The sequence below is a fragment of the Pseudomonas sp. TH15 genome (assembly GCF_016651105.1).
Taxonomy (GTDB): domain Bacteria; phylum Pseudomonadota; class Gammaproteobacteria; order Pseudomonadales; family Pseudomonadaceae; genus Aquipseudomonas.
Map to the genome: position 1 here is coordinate 2,028,810 of NZ_JAEKEL010000001.1, position 15,659 is coordinate 2,044,468.

Genomic DNA, 15,659 nt, shown 5'->3' on the forward strand with positions numbered 1-15,659 from the left:
GAGGGCGAGGGGGCCGACCGAGTTGTCCAGCGCAATACATCGACCTGAAATACCGCGTTGATTATGGACTCGACAAGCCGTTCCGGATTCAGAGGTGCCCTTTCAGGTCGGTGGAATTATTGAATATCCCGCGATCGGTCCCCTCTCCCTCGGGGAGAGGGCTAGGGTGAGGGGCTTTTGCTTTATCATTAGCCCCCTGACAACGCCCACCCAAGGTTCCCCCCGGCATGCTGGCAATTTTCCTCGAAACCCTGAACATCACCGCGCCGGTGTTTGCCATGCTGTTTCTGGGTGTGCTGCTCAAGCGCATCAACTGGATCAACGACAACTTCATCCATACCGCGTCGGCCCTGGTGTTCAACGTCACCATGCCGGCGCTGCTGTTTCTGGGCATCTTGCACGCGGATCTGCACGCCGCGCTGCAACCGGCGCTGCTGATTTACTTCTCCGTTGCCACGCTGGTGTGTTTCGCCATCGCCTGGGGTTGGGCGATCTGGAAGTGTCCGAGAGAAGACCGGGGCATCTACACCCAAGGCGCGTTTCGCGGGAACAACGGCGTCATCGGCCTGGCCCTGGCGGCGAGCATGTACGGCGACTACGGGATTTCCCTCGGGGCGATTCTTGCGGCGCTCGTCATTCTCTTCTACAACACCCTCTCGACCATCGTGCTGGCGGTGTACAGCCCGGTGATCAAGTCCGATCCGTGGAGTATCTGCAAAAGCGTGATGGCCAACCCGCTGATCATCAGCGTGATTGCGGCAGCGCCGTGTGCCTATTTCAAGATCAGTTTGCCGGGTTGGCTGGAGGCGTCCGGTCAGTATCTGGCGCAAACCACGTTGCCATTGGCGCTGATCTGCATCGGCGGCACGCTGTCACTGGCGGCATTGCGCAAAAGCGGCAACATGGCGCTGAGTTCAAGCCTGGTGAAGATGATCGGCCTGCCGCTGCTGGCGACCGCTGGCGCCTGGCTGTGCGGCTTTCGTGGGGCGGAGTTGGGGATTCTGTTTCTGTACTTCGGCAGCCCAACGGCGGCGGCGAGTTTTGTCATGGCCCGGGCGGCGCAGGGCAATCATGAGTTGGCGGCGGCGATTATTGTGCTGACCACGCTGATGGCGGCGATTACCACCAATATCGGCATCTTCGTTTTGCAGTGGGGTGGGTGGATCTAGCCTGAAGCTTGGTTGTTCTTTCGGGCCTCTTCGCGAGCAGGCTCGCTCCCACAGTTGAAACGCATTTCAATGTGGGAGCGAGCCTGCTCGCGAAAGCTATTTCAGCCTCTCTGAATTACTCGGGCTTCTGATAGCTATCGATCACTTCCTGCGCCGCCCGAAACGCATCAATCGCCGCCGGCACTCCGGCATACACCGCGCAATGCAGCAACGCCTCGCGAATCTCTTCCACGGTGCAGCCGTTGTTCAGTGCACCGCGCACGTGACCTTTCAGCTCTTGCGGGCACTTCAACGCGGTCAGCGCGGCGAGGGTGATCAGGCTGCGGGTTTTCAGCGGCAGACCTTCACGATTCCAGACGCTGCCCCAAGCATGTTCATTGACGAAATCCTGCAGCGGCTGACTGAACTCGGTGGCATTGCCCAGCGCCCGGTCGACGAAAGCATCGCCCATCACTTGGCGTCGAACTTCAACGCCGGGCTTTTTGTTGTCGGTCATTGCACATCCCTCTTGTGGTGTTGGCGACGCCAGGCGCGCAGCGACGTGAACAGCAAGAACGCCAACAGCGCCGGCAATACGAAAAACAGCATCAGGTGTTCAAGTTTGCCGGCCAGCGGCATCCCGGTGGTGAACGACACCATGTGCAGGCCGTACGCCAGGTACAAACCCAGGCACAGCAATCCTTCGGCCCGGGTTATCCGGTAGCCGGTATAAAACAGCGGCAGGCAGAGTACGGCGACGCCGAGCATCACCGGCAAATCGAAGTCCAGGGCATTGGGCGAAACCGACAGCGGCGATGGCGCCACCAGTGCGGTAAAGCCGAGCACGCCCAACAGGTTGAACAGGTTACTGCCGATCACGTTGCCCACGGCAATCTCCCGTTGACCGCGCAGCGCGGCGATCAGCGAGGTGGCGAGCTCGGGCAGGGAGGTGCTGATGGCGACGACGGTCAGGCCGATGATCCGCTCCGACAGCCCCAAGTCGCTGGCGACGGAAACGGCCGCGCCCAACAACAAGTGACCGGCGTACACCAACATTGCCAGCCCGGCGAAGATCATCAGCAGGCTGCTGAACCACGGGGCTTGTGACGTGGCTTCGTGGTTCGTTTGCGGACGGGCCGAGTGCCGTGACTGGCGAAGCAGCAGGCCGAGGTACAACACCAGCGCGGCCAGCAGAATCACACCGTCGAGGCGGGTCAGTCTTTCGTTCCAGGCCAATACGCACACCAGCAGGCTGGCGCCGATCATCAGCGGAATGTCCAGGCGTACCAACTGACGCGACACCCGCAACGGAATGATCAGCGCCGACAGGCCAAGGGTGACGAGGATGTTGAAAATGCTGCTGCCGATCACGCTGCCGACGGCAATGTCGGCGTTTTGCGCAAGCATGGCTTGCAGGCTGACGGCCATCTGCGGGGCGCTGCTGCTGAGGGCGACGATGGTCAGGCCGATGATCAGCGGCCGCACATGCAGGCGCGCTGCCAGGCGTACGGCGGCGCGGACCATCAGCTCGGCGCCGGCGATCAGTAGAAACAGGCCGCTGAGCAGTTCGATCACGCTCAGCAGGGGGATGTCGGCTAATCCGTAAATGGCCTGGGCTCCATCAGTGGCAGGGGTCAGTTATCGAGGGCTTGCACGCGAACCCGTGCGGTGCCGCTGCTGACCATACCCAACTGCGCGGCGGCTGCGCGGGACAGGTCGATCAAGCGTCCGCGAGTATGCGGGCCACGATCATTGATGCGCACCACACAGGATTTGTCGTTGTTCAAATTCGTGACCTTCACCCGGGTGCCGAACGGCAACTGGCGATGGGCGGCGGTCAGGGCATTCTGGTTGAACGGCTCGCCACTGGCGGTCCGTTTGCCGTGGTGCTTGGCGCCGTAATAGGACGCCGTGCCTGTCTGGTCGTAACCGTGTGGGTCGATGATGTCGTTGCTGGCGCAACCGGCCAGCAAGGAGAGCAGGGCGCAGCTGATGAACAAACGCTTCATTCAAAGGTTTCCCGAAACTAGTGCAGGCGTGAGCTTTTGTGGCGAGGGAATTTATCCCCGTTGGGCAGCGAAGCGGCCCCAGATGCCGAGCTTGATTTACACCCGATAAACCGAGCTCTCAGATTTTGGGACTGCTGCGCAGCCCAACGGGGATAAATCCCCTCGCCACAGATCACTCCTGCAGGAGACGGAGCCAGTCCTTGAGACTGGCTCTATTCTCATCAGCCTTCGAGCTTGCTTTTCAGCAGTTCGTTGACCTGTTGCGGGTTGGCCTTGCCTTTGGAGGCTTTCATGGCCTGGCCGACGAAGAAGCCGAACATCTTGCCGCGTTTGGCTTCGTCTGCCGCGCGGTACTGTTCAACTTGTTCGGCATTGGCTGCGAGCATTTCGTCCAGTACCGCCGAGATCGCGCCGCTGTCAGTCACTTGCTTGAGGCCGCGCTTGTCGATGATCTCGTCCGCGCTGCCTTCGCCGTTGGCCATCGCTTCAAACACAACCTTGGCGATTTTGCCGGAGATGGTGTTGTCGGTGATGCGCAGCAACATGCCGCCCAGTTGCTCGGCCGAGACCGGCGACTGCTCGATGTCCAGGCCCTGTTTGTTCAACAGGCTGCCCAGTTCAACCATCACCCAGTTGGCCGCCAGCTTGGCGTCGCCGCCGATGCTCGCGACTTTCTCGAAGTAATCGGCTTGCTCACGGCTGGTGGCCAGGACACTGGCGTCGTAGACCGACAGACCGAACTGCGCCTGGAAGCGCTCGCGTTTCTGCGGCGGCAGTTCCGGCAGGGTAGCGCGCACGTCATTGAGGAACGAGTCCTCGATCACCACCGGCAGCAGGTCCGGATCGGGGAAGTAACGGTAGTCGTTGGCTTCCTCTTTGCTGCGCATTGGACGGGTTTCGTCCTTGTTCGGATCGTACAGGCGAGTCTGCTGGATCACTTTGCCGCCGTCTTCGATCAGCTCGATCTGACGGCGTACTTCGCTGTTGATCGCCTTCTCGATAAAGCGGAACGAGTTGACGTTCTTGATCTCGCAGCGCGTGCCGAATTCGACCTGGCCTTTCGGACGGATCGACACGTTGCAGTCGCAACGCAGCGAGCCTTCGGCCATGTTGCCGTCGCAGATCCCCAGATAGCGCACCAGCGCGTGGACGGTCTTGACGTAGGCCACGGCTTCCTTGGCGCTGCGCATGTCCGGCTCGGAAACGATTTCCAGCAGCGGCGTGCCGGCGCGGTTCAAGTCGATGCCGGTGGCGCCGTTGAACTCTTCGTGCAGGCTTTTACCGGCGTCTTCTTCCAGGTGCGCACGGGTCACGCCGACACGTTTGATCGTGCCGTCGTCCATGGCGATGTCCAGGTGGCCTTTGCCGACGATCGGCAATTCCATCTGGCTGATCTGGTAGCCCTTGGGCAGGTCCGGGTAGAAATAGTTTTTACGGGCGAACACGTTGTGCTGGCCGATCTCGGCATCGATTGCCAAGCCGAACATCACCGCCATGCGCACCGCTTCCTGGTTCAGCACTGGCAGTACGCCGGGCATGCCCAGGTCTATCAGGCTGGCCTGGGTGTTCGGCTCGGAACCGAAGGTGGTGGAACTACCGGAAAAGATTTTCGACCGGGTGGTGAGCTGGGTATGAATCTCCAGCCCGATCACGACTTCCCATTGCATGTGTTTCTCCTCAGAAGCCGGTTGGGGTGCGGGTGTGCCAGTCAGTGTGTAACTGATACTGATGGGCAACGTTCAACAGGCGACCTTCCTGGAAATACGGGGCGAGCAATTGCACGCCGACCGGCAGACCGTCGACAAAACCAGCTGGCATGGACAAGCCCGGCAGGCCCGCGAGGTTGGCGGTGATGGTGTAGATATCTTCCAGGTACTCGGCGATCGGATCGTTTTTGTTGGCACCAATCTTCCAGGCCGGGTTCGGCGTGGTTGGGCCGAGGATGATGTCGACCTCAGTGAAGGCGGCCATGAAATCGTTCTTCACCAAGCGACGGATCTTCTGCGCCTTCAGGTAGTAGGCGTCGTAGTAACCAGCCGACAGCGCGTAGGCCCCGACCATGATCCGGCGCTGCACTTCCGGGCCAAAGCCTTCGCCACGGGAACGTTTGTACAGGTCTTCCAGGTTCTTCGGATCGGCGCAGCGGTGGCCGAAACGCACACCGTCGAAACGCGACAGGTTGGAGGAGGCTTCTGCCGGAGCGATCACGTAGTACGCAGGAATCGCGTGCTGCATGTTCGGCAGGCTGATTTCCTTGATCACGGCACCGAGCTTTTCCAGCTCCTTGACGCTGTTGTGGATCAGCTCGGCGATGCGAGGGTCGAGACCGGCGCTGAAGTATTCCTTCGGCACGCCGATGCGCAGGCCTTTGAGCGACGTATTGAGGCTGGCGCTGTAATCCGGCACAGGCTCGTCGATGCTGGTGGAGTCCTTGGTATCGAAACCGGCCATGCCTTGCAGCAGGATCGCGCAGTCTTCAGCCGTGCGCGCCAACGGGCCGCCTTGGTCGAGGCTAGAGGCATAAGCGATCATGCCCCAACGCGAAACACGACCGTAGGTCGGTTTCAGGCCAGTGAGGTTGGTGAACGCCGCCGGTTGGCGGATCGAGCCACCGGTGTCGGTAGCCGTCGCGGCTGGCAACAGACGAGCGGCAACCGCGGCAGCCGAACCACCGGACGAACCGCCCGGCACGTGTTCCAGGTTCCACGGGTTTTTCACCGCGCCGTAGTAACTCGACTCGTTGGCCGACCCCATGGCGAATTCGTCCATGTTGGTCTTGCCCAGCGTCACGGCGCCGGCAGCGGCCAGTTTGGCGACCACGGTGGCGTCATACGGTGCTTTAAAGTTGTCGAGCATCTTCGAGCCACAGCTGGTGCGGATGCCTTGCGTGCAGAACAGGTCTTTGTGGGCAATCGGCGCGCCGAGCAGGGCGCCGCTCTCACCATTGGCGCGGCGTGCGTCAGCGGCTTTCGCCTGCTGGAGCGCCAGGTCTTCGGTGAGGCTGATGAAACTGTTGAGCTGTGGATCGAGCTGGGCGATACGCGCCAGCAGGACTTTGGTCAGCTCTTCGGAAGAAAACTTTTTATCGGCGAGTCCGCGGGCGATCTCGGCCAGAGTCATTTGATGCATTGCAGGCTCTTTCCCTTTAGTCGATGACTTTCGGAACCAGGTACAGGCCGTTTTCGACCGCTGGTGCGATGGACTGATAGGCCTCGCGATGATTGGTCTCGGTCACGACGTCTGCACGCAGGCGCTGGCTGGCTTCCAGTGGGTGGGCCAGCGGCTCGATACCATCGGTATTGACTGCCTGCATTTCGTCGACCAGCCCGAGAATGCTGTTCAGGGCCGAAGTGATGTGTGGAAGATCGGCATCATTCAGGCCAAGGCAGGCCAGATGTGCGATTTTTTCCACGTCGGAGCGTTCAAGCGCCATTGCGATTCTCCAGTGGAAAACAGAACGGACGGCGTCCGTGTGTTAGATTGTCGGAACACTACCGCATTTCTACGGTCATAAGGCCGCGATTGTGGGGGTTGGTGCACAGAAAAGCGGCCAATTTAACATATTGGCGCCTTGCCCAAAATCCCTGTCGTTGTTAGAGTTTGCCGCACTTTTTTACCCACGCGTTGCCTAGGGTCCCTTTCCCATGTTCAAGAAACTGCGTGGCATGTTTTCCAGCGATCTTTCCATTGACCTGGGCACTGCCAACACCCTTATTTACGTGCGCGAGCGCGGAATCGTCCTGAATGAGCCCTCCGTTGTGGCTATTCGGACACACGGTAACCAGAAAAGTGTCGTTGCTGTCGGCACCGAAGCGAAGCGCATGCTTGGTCGTACGCCGGGCAACATTGCTGCCATTCGTCCGATGAAAGACGGCGTCATTGCCGACTTCAGCGTCTGCGAAAAGATGCTGCAGTACTTTATCAACAAGGTTCACGAAAACAGCTTCCTGCAGCCTAGCCCTCGTGTGCTGATCTGCGTTCCGTGCAAATCCACCCAGGTGGAGCGTCGTGCCATCCGTGAATCGGCCCTTGGTGCCGGTGCTCGTGAAGTGTTCCTGATCGAAGAGCCAATGGCTGCTGCGATCGGTGCCGGCCTGCCAGTTGAAGAAGCACGCGGTTCGATGGTTGTCGATATCGGTGGTGGTACCACTGAAATCGCGTTGATCTCCCTGAACGGTGTGGTTTACGCCGAATCCGTACGGGTTGGCGGCGACCGTTTCGACGAAGCGATCATCACCTATGTACGTCGCAACTACGGCAGCCTGATCGGCGAATCCACCGCCGAGCGCATCAAGCAGGAAATCGGTACTGCCTACCCGGGCGGCGAAGTGCGTGAAGTCGACGTTCGCGGCCGTAACCTGGCTGAAGGCGTTCCACGCGCATTCACCCTGAACTCCAATGAAGTGCTGGAAGCTCTGCAAGAGTCCCTGGCCACCATCGTTCAGGCTGTCAAAAGCGCGTTGGAGCAATCGCCTCCGGAACTGGCTTCCGATATCGCCGAGCGTGGCCTGGTACTGACCGGTGGTGGCGCCTTGCTGCGCGACCTCGACAAGTTGCTGGCCCAGGAAACCGGTCTGCCGGTAATCGTTGCCGAAGATCCGCTGACCTGTGTTGCTCGCGGCGGTGGCCGTGCATTGGAAATGATGGATAAACACACCATGGACCTGCTCTCCAGCGAATAAGTCGTTGGGTTGCATCTATGCTGTGAGCGCGCAGGCAGCACTTTGCAGTGCTGCCTGTTGGCGTTTATCTTCTGTCAGTCTGCATCCAGGCCGGTTTGATGCCGTATGAATAAAGAGAACATTTGCCTGGGAGGAGCGGCTTATTAAACCGCTTTTCGCCAAAGGCCCCTCACTGGGCGTGCGCTTATTGGTGCTGGTCGTGCTATCGGTCGCGCTGATGGTGGTCGATGCCCGCTTCACACTGCTCAAGCCAGTGCGTAGTCAGATGTCGCTGGTGCTGATGCAGTCTTACTGGATCACCGACCTGCCGCAGCGGCTATGGCAAGGTGTGGCCAGCCAATTTGGCAGCCGTACCGAACTGGTTGCCGAGAACGAAAAACTCAAGACTGAAAACCTGCTGCTGCAGGGTCGCATGCAAAAGCTTGCCGCCCTCACGGAGCAGAACGTTCGGCTGCGCGAGTTGCTCAATTCCTCCGCGCTGGTCAACGAGAAGGTCGAAGTGGCCGAGTTGATCGGCATGGACCCCAACCCCTTCACCCATCGCATCATCATCAATAAAGGTGAGCGCGACGGTGTGGTCCTCGGTCAGCCGGTGCTCGATGCCCGCGGCCTGATGGGCCAAGTGGTGGAGTTGATGCCGTACACCTCCCGCGTATTGTTGCTGACAGACACGACCCACAGCATCCCTGTGCAAGTGAACCGTAACGGCCTGCGGGCGATTGCCAGCGGCACGGGTAATCCGGAACGCCTGGAACTGCGTCATGTCGCCGACACTGCCGACATTAAAGAAGGCGACTTGTTGGTTAGCTCCGGCCTCGGTCAGCGTTTCCCGGCGGGTTACCCGGTAGCAACGGTCAAGGAAGTGATCCACGATTCCGGCCAGCCGTTTGCCATTGTGCGCGCCGTGCCGACCGCAGCCTTGAACCGTAGCCGTTATCTGCTGCTGGTGTTCAGCGATGGTCGCACCGCAGAAGAGCGCGCCAACGACGCAGCCCAGGCCCAGGAGGCTCTGGATCAACACGGCGGCGGGCCGATCATCCCGGCAACCGTGCCGAAGCCGATTCCTGCGGTCGTGCCGACTCCAGCTGTTGCTGCGCCGGCCACAGCGCCAGTTGCCACAACGCCTGCCAAGCCTGCGGCAACCACCCGTCCGGCCAAGCCTGTCGCCAAGCCGCCTGCTGTGAAACCTGCTGCCAAACCGCCTGTCTCTGCACCGGCCACCACTGGGGGAAGAGAATAATGGCCGGTGCGACTGCATCCCGAAACGGCTGGATCGTCTGGCTGACCTTCGCCATCGGTCTGTTGCTCAGCGTTTCGCCGTTGCCACAATTCATGGAAATCCTGCGCCCGCTCTGGCTGGCGTTGCTACTGGCATTCTGGGCGCTGGCCATGCCGCAAAAAGTCGGCATGGTGACCGCTTTTTGCCTGGGGCTGGCTGAAGACGTGCTCTACGGCACATTGCTTGGCCAGAATGCGTTGATCCTGACCCTCATCACCTTCCTGGTGCTGTCGCTGCAACAGCGTCTGCGGATGTTCCCGATGTGGCAGCAGTGCCTGGTGCTTCTGGTGATTTTCGGCCTGGCCCAACTGGTTCAACTGTGGCTCAGCGCCCTGACCGGCAACCGCCAACCCACCCTGGCGTTGGTACTTCCAGCCTTGGTGAGTGCGTTGCTCTGGCCGTGGATCAGCTTCGGTTTGCGTGGTTTGCGTCGACGTTACAAAATCAATTAAACGGTCAGGCATTAGCCCGTACTGGACAGGGAGATGTCTTGATGAGTAAGCCGCTGTACCTCGCCTCTGGCTCGCCGCGTCGACGTGAACTGCTCACGCAGATCGGCGTGCCGTTTTCCGTCATCAGTGCGGACATCGATGAAACCCCTTTAAACGACGAAACCCCGTCGGCTTATGTCGAGCGTCTGGCGCGCGGCAAGGCCGAGGCCGGGCGCGGCACAGTCGTGTCCGATGCGTCGTTTTGCGTGTTGGGCGCCGACACGGCGGTGGTGCTGGATGGAAAAATTCTCGGCAAACCGGTGGACGAAGCCGATGCGTGCGCCATGCTTAAAATATTGTCCGGTCATGAGCATGAAGTCCTGACGGCCATCGCGGTGCTCGACGACGAGCGTTGCGAGTCTTTGGTGGTGCGCAGTCTGGTGCGTTTTCGCCCGATCAGCGCTCAGGAAGCGGCGGCCTACTGGGCCAGCGGCGAACCCCGGGACAAGGCCGGCGGCTATGGTATTCAAGGACTGGGCGCGGTGTTTGTCGCTGGGCTCGATGGCAGCTATTCAGCGGTGGTCGGACTGCCGCTGTGCGAAACCGCAGAACTACTCGGCCGTTTCGGCATACCCTGTTGGCAAACCCTTAACGCGCGCTAAGCGTCGTACTGACAAGATGCGGCCATTATCGTGAACATGCCTGAACGAGACCCTGCCATGAGTGAAGAGATTCTGATCAACATCACGCCGATGGAATCGCGCGTGGCGGTGGTCGAAAACGGTGTTCTGCAAGAGGTTCATGTCGAACGCACGCAAAAGCGCGGGATCGTCGGCAACATCTATAAAGGCAAAGTCGTACGTGTTTTGCCGGGCATGCAGGCGGCCTTCGTCGACATCGGCCTGGACCGTGCAGCGTTCATTCATGCCTCGGAAATTTCCCTGCGTGAAGGCCCTGCGGTAGAAAGCATCAGCAGTCTGGTGCACGAAGGCCAGAGCCTGGTGGTGCAAGTCACCAAGGACCCGATCGGCTCAAAGGGCGCGCGCCTGACCACGCAACTGTCGATTCCATCGCGTTATCTGGTGTACATGCCGCGCACGGCCCATGTCGGCATTTCCCTGAAGATTGAAGACGAAGCCGAGCGCGAACGCCTCAAGCAAGTGGTCACCGACTGCGTGGCCACAGAAGGCATCAAGGAAGCCGGCGGCTTCATCCTGCGTACTGCCGCCGAAGGCGCCGGGGCCGATGAAATCCTCATGGACATCCGCTACCTGCGCCGTCTGTGGGACCAGATCAACGCCCAGATCCAAACCATCGGCGCCCCGAGCGTGATCTACGAAGACCTCGGCCTGGCCCTGCGGACCTTGCGTGACCTGGTGAGCCCGAAGATCGAGAAGATCCGGATCGACTCCCGGGAAACCTTCCAGAAAACTACACAATTCGTCGCCGAGCTGATGCCGGAAATCGCCGATCGCCTTGAGCATTACCCTGGCGAGCGGCCGATTTTCGACCTGTACGGTGTCGAAGATGAAATCCAGAAAGCCCTCGAGCGCAAGGTGCCGCTCAAGTCCGGTGGTTATCTGGTGGTGGACCCGGCGGAAGCCATGAGCACCATCGACGTCAATACCGGTGCGTTTGTCGGCCATCGCAACCTCGAAGAAACCATCTTCAAGACCAACCTCGAAGCCGCCACCGCTATTGCCCGTCAGCTGCGCCTGCGCAACCTGGGCGGGATCATCATCATCGACTTCATCGACATGGAAGACGAAGAGCATCAGCGCCAGGTGCTGCGCACGCTTGAGAAGCAACTGGAGCGCGATCACGCCAAGACCAACATCATCGGCATCACCGAGTTGGGCCTGGTGCAGATGACCCGCAAGCGCACCCGCGAAAGTCTCGAACAGGTGCTGTGCGAACCGTGCAGCAGTTGCCAGGGTCGCGGCAAGCTCAAGACCCCGGAAACGGTCTGCTACGAAATTTTCCGCGAAATCCTCCGCGAAGCCCGCGCCTATCAGGCTGAAGGCTATCGTGTATTGGCGAACCAAAAAGTGGTGGACCGTTTGCTCGATGAAGAGTCAGGCAACGTCGCCGAGCTGGAAGGCTTTATCGGTCGCACCATACGATTTCAGGTAGAAACCATGTATTCCCAGGAACAATACGACGTGGTGCTGCTCTGAATCTCCAGGTTTCACCGCGACTAGAACGGCTGGCCTCAGCTTTTTGCAGTATTTATGCCATGGGAGCCAACTGACATGGACCGTCTGACACGCATTTTGGCTGCAATGACCCGCTGGGGGCTGGGCCTGTGTGCGTTGGTTCTGGTGCTGATGGCGTTGTACGTCAGCCTCGGTCGGGAACTGACGCCGCTGGTGGCCGAATACCGCGCCGACATCGAGACCAAGGCCAGTGACGCGTTGGGCATGCCCCTGCAAATCGGCAGGCTGGAAGGTAGCTGGAGCGGTTTTGCGCCGATTCTGCTGGCTCACGACGTGACAGTCGGCGAGGGCAGCAATGCCCTGCACCTGGATAACGTGCGCGCCGTGCCGGATCTCTGGACCAGCCTGATGGCCCGGCAAGTACGCATTGCTCACCTGGAACTCAATGGTCTGAAGATCAGCCTCAAGGAAGGCGAGGACGGTCAATGGGCGCTGGAAGGTTTGCCGGTGCGGCAGGACCAGCCGCTCGACCCGGAACAACTGCTCAATAGCCTGCAAATGATCGAACAGCTGTCGGTACTCGATAGCCAGATCACCTTGCAGCCCGTGGACCATGAACCGTTGACGTTGACCTACGTCGGCCTGAACCTGAAAACCGGCGCCTCCCGCCAGCGCCTCGACGTGCGCCTGACCTTGCCCGATGGTCAGCCAGTGGCCATGAGCCTGCGTACTCGCGTGCGTGCCAGTGCGTGGAAGGACGGCGAAGCCGAGGCTTACCTGAGTCTGCCGCAAAGTGACTGGTCGAAATGGTTGCCCGGACGCCTGACCCGGCAATGGGGTTTTTCCGAGATCAAGGCCGGCGGCGAGCTTTGGCTGAGCTGGGGTGAGGGCGCGGTGCAAAGCGCGGCGATTCGCCTCAACGCCCCGCAACTCAAAGGCGCCTACGCCGAGCGCAAGCCAATCCAGATCAACAATCTGGCGCTGAACGGTTACTTCCAGCGTAGCAGCGAAGGCGCCGTGGTAACCCTCGATTCCCTGGCCATGAACCTGGGCGACACACGCTGGGAAAGCCACCTGCAACTCAAACAAAGCGAAGCCACCGACAAGACCGAAGAGCTTTGGCATCTGCAAGCCGACCGTCTGGACCTGGCGCCTCTCACGCCGCTGCTCAATGCCCTGGGGCCACTGCCTGAAGGTGTGGCCACCGCTGTCGAGAAGCTCAAGGTCACGGGTGCATTGCGCAACGTGTTGATCGACCTGCGGCCCAATGCCACGGACGACAGCAAATTCAGTTTCGCCGCCAATCTGGAGCGGGTCGGTTTCGACGCTTATCACGGCGCCCCGGCAGCGCGGAATGTCAGCGGCAGCATCAGCGGTGACCTCGGTCACGGTGAATTGCGCATGGACAGCAAGGATTTCGTCCTGCACCTGGACCCGATTTTCGCCAAGCCATGGCAGTACATCCAGGCCAATGCCCGGCTGACCTGGAAACTCGATAAAGAAGGCTTCACGCTGATCGCGCCATACCTGAAGGTGTTGGGCGAAGAGGGCAAGATCGCCGGCGACTTCCTGATCCGCCTGCATTTCGATCACACCCAGGAAGACTACATGGACCTGCGGGTCGGCCTGGTGGACGGCGATGGCAAATACACCGCCAAGTACTTGCCGCAAGTCCTCAGCCCGGCGCTGGACGAATGGCTGCGCACGGCGATTCTCAAAGGTGCCGTGGACCAGGGTTTCTTCCAGTACCAGGGTTCGCTGAACCATGGCGCCCCCGAAAACGCTCGCAGCATCAGCCTGTTCTTCAAGGTTCACGACGCCGAACTGGCATTCCAGCCGGGTTGGCCGCACGTCAGCAAGGTCAGTGGCGATGTGTTTATCGAAGACAGCGGTGTGCGGATTCTGGCCAGCAAGGGCCAGTTGCTCGACACTCAGGTCAGCGATGTCTACGTCAATATCCCGCATGTCCCAGCCGGGCAAAACGTCCATCTGTTCCTCGACGGTGCGTTTGCCGGAGGCTTGGGCGATGGCCTGAAAATTCTTCAGCAAGCACCGATCGGCACCGCCGACACCTTTGCCGGTTGGGAAGGCGATGGCGACCTGCAGGGCAAGCTGAAACTGGACATCCCGCTGGCCAAAGGTGATCTGCCGAAGATTATCGTCGACTTCAAGACCGCCAGGGCCCGGCTGAAACTGGCTGAGCCGACGCTGGAACTGACTCAGCTCAAAGGTGATTTCCGTTTCGACAGCAGCAAGGGTTTGAGCGGTCAGAACATCACCGCGAGAGCCTTCGACAAACCGGTGACCGCGCAGATTTTTGCCGATGGCAGCCCGGGCAAACTCAATACCCGGGTCAGCGCATCCGGTCAGGTCGAGGTCAAGAAACTCACGGACTGGCTCAACGTGACCCAGCCGTTGCCGGTTTCCGGCGTGGTCCCTTACCAACTGCAACTGAACCTCAATGGGCCGGACAGCCAATTGATGGTCAGCTCCAACCTTAAAGGCGTGGCCGTCGATTTGCCGGCGCCGTTCGGCATGGCCACTGATGTGGGGCGTGACACGGTGTTCCGCATGACCCTGCAAGGGCCGGAGCGGCGCTATTGGGTCAGCTATGGTGACCTGGCGAATTTCACTTTCGCGGCGCCGCCGGGTAATTTCGGCGACGGTCGCGGTGAGTTGTTCCTCGGTGGCGGCAATGCCGTGCTGCCGGCCACCAAGGGCTTGCGCGTCAGTGGGGTGCTGTCGGAACTGGACGTCGGCCCATGGAAAGACCTTGTGGACAAGTACGCCGGTCAGGACCCGGGCGGTAGCGCCAAGCAGTTGCTCAGCGGCGCGGACTTCAAAGTCGGCAAGCTCAGTGGTTTCGGTACGACACTGGATCAAGCATCAGTGCAGTTGACCCGCAAACCTTCTGTCTGGGCCTTGCAGCTCGACAGTCAACAGGCCAAGGGCAGCGTGACTATCCCGGACGCGAAAGCCACGCCGATTGGCATCAATCTGCAATACGTGAAATTGCCGGCTCCCGACCCGACCGTGCTGGCCGATGAAAACTCGCCGGACCCGCTGGTTTCCGTGGACCCGACGAAGATTCCCGCGCTGGATATCCTCATCAATCAGCTGTTCCAGGGCGATGACCTGGTCGGCGCCTGGTCGCTGAAAGTCCGCCCGACAGCCAAAGGCATTGCGCTCAATACGCTGGACATGGGCCTCAAGGGCATCCTGTTGCAGGGCAACGGGGGCTGGGAAGGAACGCCGGGTGCCACCAGCAGTTGGTACAAGGGCCGAATCAGTGGCAAGAACCTGGCCGACTCGCTCAAGGGCTGGGGCTTTGCCCCGAGCGTCACCAGTCAGGACTTTCACATGGATGTCGATGGCCGATGGCCGGGCTCCCCGGCCTGGTTGGCTACCAAGCGGTTCTCCGGCAGCCTCGATGCATCGTTGAACAAAGGTCAGTTTGTCGAAGTCGAGGGCGGTGCCCAGGCATTGCGGGTATTTGGTCTGCTTAACTTCAACTCGATTGGTCGGCGCTTGCGCCTGGACTTCTCCGACCTGTTTGGCAAAGGTCTGAGCTACGACCGGGTCAAAGGCCTGTTGGTGGCGAGCAGCGGGGTTTATGTCACTCGCGAGCCGATTGTGCTGACCGGTCCGTCGAGCAATCTGGAGATCAACGGCACGCTGGATCTGGTGGGCGATAATGTCGACGCCAAGTTGCTGGTGACGCTGCCGCTGACGAACAACCTGCCGATTGCTGCGCTGATTGTCGGCGCGCCAGCCATTGGTGGTGCGCTGTTCCTGATCGACAAACTGATCGGCGACCGCGTGGCGCGATTCGCCAGCGTCAAATACACCGTCAAAGGCCCATGGAAAGAGCCGAAGATCACTCTGGATAAACCTTTTTGAGTAGCATGATCCTATCCCCTTGTAGGAGCTGCCGCAGGCTGCGATCTTTTGATC

Annotated in this window: 13 protein-coding genes; 7 read left to right on the forward strand and 6 right to left on the reverse strand. The window is 60.2% G+C overall.

From position 1 onward, the window contains the following. The first annotated feature begins 227 nt into the window (after positions 1–227). Positions 228–1,169, forward strand: a complete 942-nt coding sequence (locus JFT87_RS09035) for an AEC family transporter (RefSeq protein WP_201200547.1) — start codon at positions 228–230, stop codon at positions 1,167–1,169. Positions 1,170–1,284: 115 nt separating this feature from the next. Here JFT87_RS09035 and JFT87_RS09040 read toward each other — a convergent pair whose 3' ends face one another. The 6 genes from JFT87_RS09040 to gatC form a co-directional block, all read right to left on the reverse strand. Continuing rightward, positions 1,285–1,665, reverse strand: coding sequence for a carboxymuconolactone decarboxylase family protein (locus tag JFT87_RS09040; RefSeq protein ID WP_090175522.1), 381 nt, complete (start codon positions 1,663–1,665; stop codon positions 1,285–1,287). After that, on the reverse strand, positions 1,662–2,723 hold the full coding sequence (locus JFT87_RS09045) for a calcium/sodium antiporter (protein ID WP_201200554.1): 1,062 nt from the start codon (positions 2,721–2,723) through the stop codon (positions 1,662–1,664). The genes JFT87_RS09040 and JFT87_RS09045 overlap by 4 nt, the downstream gene beginning before the upstream one ends. A 59-nt stretch (positions 2,724–2,782) precedes the next feature. Beyond that, positions 2,783–3,157, reverse strand: a complete 375-nt coding sequence (locus JFT87_RS09050) for a septal ring lytic transglycosylase RlpA family protein (RefSeq protein WP_201200556.1) — start codon at positions 3,155–3,157, stop codon at positions 2,783–2,785. 221 nt (positions 3,158–3,378) lie between these two features. Further along, complete coding sequence (gene gatB, locus JFT87_RS09055) at positions 3,379–4,824, reverse strand: Asp-tRNA(Asn)/Glu-tRNA(Gln) amidotransferase subunit GatB (RefSeq protein ID WP_201200558.1); 1,446 nt, start codon at positions 4,822–4,824, stop codon at positions 3,379–3,381. Between the two features lie 10 nt (positions 4,825–4,834). Continuing rightward, the gene (gene gatA, locus JFT87_RS09060; protein ID WP_201200559.1) at positions 4,835–6,286 is read right to left on the reverse strand and encodes an Asp-tRNA(Asn)/Glu-tRNA(Gln) amidotransferase subunit GatA; all 1,452 of its coding nucleotides are present in this window, start codon (positions 6,284–6,286) and stop codon (positions 4,835–4,837) included. A gap of 16 nt (positions 6,287–6,302) precedes the next feature. Then, positions 6,303–6,590: an Asp-tRNA(Asn)/Glu-tRNA(Gln) amidotransferase subunit GatC gene (gatC, locus tag JFT87_RS09065; RefSeq protein ID WP_007901429.1), complete on the reverse strand. Its 288-nt coding sequence runs from the start codon at positions 6,588–6,590 to the stop codon at positions 6,303–6,305. A gap of 211 nt (positions 6,591–6,801) precedes the next feature. Between gatC and mreB the strand changes: the two genes are divergently transcribed. The 6 genes from mreB to JFT87_RS09095 all read left to right on the forward strand — a co-directional run bounded on the left by mreB (position 6,802) and on the right by JFT87_RS09095 (position 15,605). Then, positions 6,802–7,839 carry a rod shape-determining protein MreB gene (gene mreB, locus JFT87_RS09070; protein ID WP_002555108.1) on the forward strand — a complete coding sequence of 346 codons (1,038 nt, stop codon included), beginning with the start codon at positions 6,802–6,804 and terminating at the stop codon, positions 7,837–7,839. 142 nt (positions 7,840–7,981) lie between these two features. Then, positions 7,982–9,079 (forward strand): rod shape-determining protein MreC, encoded by a 1,098-nt coding sequence (gene mreC / locus JFT87_RS09075; RefSeq protein WP_201205130.1) that lies wholly within the window; start codon positions 7,982–7,984, stop codon positions 9,077–9,079. Beyond that, positions 9,079–9,570: a rod shape-determining protein MreD gene (gene mreD, locus JFT87_RS09080; protein ID WP_201200560.1), complete on the forward strand. Its 492-nt coding sequence runs from the start codon at positions 9,079–9,081 to the stop codon at positions 9,568–9,570. The genes mreC and mreD overlap by 1 nt, the downstream gene beginning before the upstream one ends. Positions 9,571–9,611: 41 nt before the next feature. Next, complete coding sequence (locus JFT87_RS09085) at positions 9,612–10,211, forward strand: Maf family protein (protein ID WP_201200561.1); 600 nt, start codon at positions 9,612–9,614, stop codon at positions 10,209–10,211. Positions 10,212–10,268: 57 nt separating this feature from the next. Then, entirely contained in the window at positions 10,269–11,726 is a 1,458-nt protein-coding gene (gene rng / locus JFT87_RS09090; RefSeq protein ID WP_201200562.1) for a ribonuclease G, read from the forward strand. 75 nt (positions 11,727–11,801) lie between these two features. Further along, the gene (locus JFT87_RS09095) at positions 11,802–15,605 is read left to right on the forward strand and encodes a YhdP family protein (protein ID WP_201200565.1); all 3,804 of its coding nucleotides are present in this window, start codon (positions 11,802–11,804) and stop codon (positions 15,603–15,605) included. Positions 15,606–15,659 lie beyond the last annotated feature (54 nt).

Excerpts from the sequence above, each read along its gene's own strand:
- JFT87_RS09035 (WP_201200547.1), top strand. The coding sequence starts at position 228 with ATGCTGGCAATTTTCCTCGAAACCCTGAACATCACCGCGCCGGTGTTT.
- JFT87_RS09040 (WP_090175522.1), bottom strand. The coding sequence starts at position 1,665 with ATGACCGACAACAAAAAGCCCGGCGTTGAAGTTCGACGCCAAGTGATG.
- JFT87_RS09050 (WP_201200556.1), bottom strand. The coding sequence starts at position 3,157 with ATGAAGCGTTTGTTCATCAGCTGCGCCCTGCTCTCCTTGCTGGCCGGT.
- gatB (WP_201200558.1), bottom strand. The coding sequence starts at position 4,824 with ATGCAATGGGAAGTCGTGATCGGGCTGGAGATTCATACCCAGCTCACC.
- gatA (WP_201200559.1), bottom strand. The coding sequence starts at position 6,286 with ATGCATCAAATGACTCTGGCCGAGATCGCCCGCGGACTCGCCGATAAA.
- gatC (WP_007901429.1), bottom strand. The coding sequence starts at position 6,590 with ATGGCGCTTGAACGCTCCGACGTGGAAAAAATCGCACATCTGGCCTGC.
- mreB (WP_002555108.1), top strand. The coding sequence starts at position 6,802 with ATGTTCAAGAAACTGCGTGGCATGTTTTCCAGCGATCTTTCCATTGAC.
- mreD (WP_201200560.1), top strand. The coding sequence starts at position 9,079 with ATGGCCGGTGCGACTGCATCCCGAAACGGCTGGATCGTCTGGCTGACC.
- JFT87_RS09085 (WP_201200561.1), top strand. The coding sequence starts at position 9,612 with ATGAGTAAGCCGCTGTACCTCGCCTCTGGCTCGCCGCGTCGACGTGAA.
- rng (WP_201200562.1), top strand. The coding sequence starts at position 10,269 with ATGAGTGAAGAGATTCTGATCAACATCACGCCGATGGAATCGCGCGTG.
- JFT87_RS09095 (WP_201200565.1), top strand. The coding sequence starts at position 11,802 with ATGGACCGTCTGACACGCATTTTGGCTGCAATGACCCGCTGGGGGCTG.